The organism is Burkholderia sp. NFPP32, from assembly GCF_900119325.1.
In the GTDB taxonomy this organism is placed as follows: Bacteria; Pseudomonadota; Gammaproteobacteria; order Burkholderiales; family Burkholderiaceae; genus Burkholderia; species Burkholderia pyrrocinia_C.
Window position 1 is genome coordinate 1 of the sequence record NZ_FPJP01000070.1, and the last position, 1,962, is coordinate 1,962.

Sequence of the window (1,962 nt, forward strand, 5' to 3'; positions counted from 1 at the left end):
CGATCGACCAACGACACCACGCAGGCCGCGTTCGGGAACACGTCCGACCACTCCTTGAACGGCTTGTTGGTCGTTATTATATGGAATCGAGGGTTTTTTCTACATTTGTCTTTTCCTATTTGGGCTGGTGAGCCTGTCGGGCGTCGGTATTCCATCGAGGTGCCGAAGCAGGCGATCAACGGCCTCCTGGTCGCCTTCGATTGCGGCGCGTTCGTCATCAGTGAGGGGGATTTCCTGCAACATATGGATCATGCCGGTCTTTGAAGAGAGCAAGTCGGCCCGTGACGAATCCTTCGGAACGTAGAAGTCGCAACGCGCACACGCCATTCGATGTGGACATTGATCGAAGAACTCATATGAGCACAGCCCGTGACCAAGGTCGTAGTACCTCCACGGCTGGTCCGTGCACCCATCGTCGATCACCTGCCGGTCGATGAGCACATCCATCATTCGAAGGTTACGCTGGAAGTACTGTGCCTCTGAATACGCGCGCGCCAGCTGCGTTGGCGTGAACGCGACGTAGTGCTGGGTCGTTGCCGGTGACCGATGACCGAGCCACGCTTGCAGCTCGAACAGGTTCATCGGTTCCCGCGCATTAAAGAGTTGGCTCGCGATTGTCGAGCGTGCCCTGTGACTGCTGATCTGTCCGCGGGCATCCGCGCACGGGATGCCCGCCTTCCGGCAAAGCAGTGGAATCAGATACCGGTTCAGGTACGCACGTGGAATCGCCCGTGCACGATACGAGAAGAGGAAATCAACCTGCTCTCCCGTTTTAACGTCGAGCGCAGCCGGTTGTACGGGACGTACTCGCTCCCACGCCGCGATTGCTTCGCCGACGACCCTATCAATCGGTTTGCTAAACGCGGTTCCAGTCTTGTGAACCAGAACGTCGAGCATCCGGCATTGCGTACTTTGTTGAGCTATCGACGGTTCTTCACGCACGCAGCCGACTCGTAGCCGTACAATCTCATCGCTACGTAGTCCCGCGAAGAGCCATACGATGCTCAACGCCTGCAGCATCTCAAGCGGATAGTAGCCGCCGGCGCGACGAATGCTCCCGGTCGGATGGCGGCGCCCCCTCGCGTTACCGCCGTGTCCGGGGAGGTCATCGAGCTTCAGATTCAGCCCGGCCCAGAGAAGCTTGGCCCACAGATCATCAGCAATGGTACGGGGTGCCGGTCCTATCAATGCCTTGGTGGAGCGAGGCGTCGCAAAGGCTCGAAACGGATCAAAGCGGCGAGGAATCCATTCCCACTCCTGTAGATCGGCGAAGAAGCATCGCATCGCACCGAGGAAAGCGTTCTTCGATCGTGCCGTTATTGGTTTGCCGAGCTTCCTGGCGACCGCAGCAGTCCTCCAGACGTAATCACCGACATGCATGCGCTCGACCGCGCCAACATATTCCGCTGCCAGTTCCCGGGTCCACTGATCCGCGCGAATGATCTCAGGATGGGAAGCCGTCAACCAGCGGCCGGCCTTCAGGACCATATCCCGAAGATGGCGGCGACTGGATGCAGTCAAGGTGCTGGTTGCCTCCCACCGCTCGATCATGCTGACCCAGTCAGTGGCGATACCCGAGATTCTCGCCACATGAATCGATTCCCTGTCGATTCCATTGCGCACTGCGGGTTCCTCCGAAAGTATCCCCAGTGAAGCCAGTACGCGTGCGAGCTGAAAGTACAGTGAGCTGCGATAGTTTGAGTTGTGCCAGCGGGCGCGGACGGAGGCGATGAACTCGCCTGTCAGCGATTCAAGTTCCGGTTGCTGCTGCACAAGCAGTAGTTCCGCCAGCAGGCTCATCAGCGGTTTGCAAGGGCTACGATAGCCCCATGCAGCGGACACCTCAGTCACGCGTCGTAGTATGCCTGGAGCTAAAGTCGAATCTGGTGTACGGGGGAGTTGAGGCGGGAAGTTGAAGGCGGTGGAGGTTTCAGTTGAGAATCTGATTGTCGAAGTCGGAAT

The 1,962-nt window shown here is 58.3% G+C and carries 1 protein-coding gene and 1 pseudogene; both read right to left on the bottom strand.

The window, feature by feature from the left end:
- Positions 1–80 (bottom strand): annotated as a pseudogene (locus BT264_RS40665) (AAA family ATPase); the annotation flags it as partial.
- A 19-nt stretch (positions 81–99) separates the two neighbouring features.
- On the bottom strand, positions 100–1,800 hold the full coding sequence (locus BT264_RS37155) for a tyrosine-type recombinase/integrase (protein WP_072445488.1): 1,701 nt from the start codon (positions 1,798–1,800) through the stop codon (positions 100–102).
- Positions 1,801–1,962 lie beyond the last annotated feature (162 nt).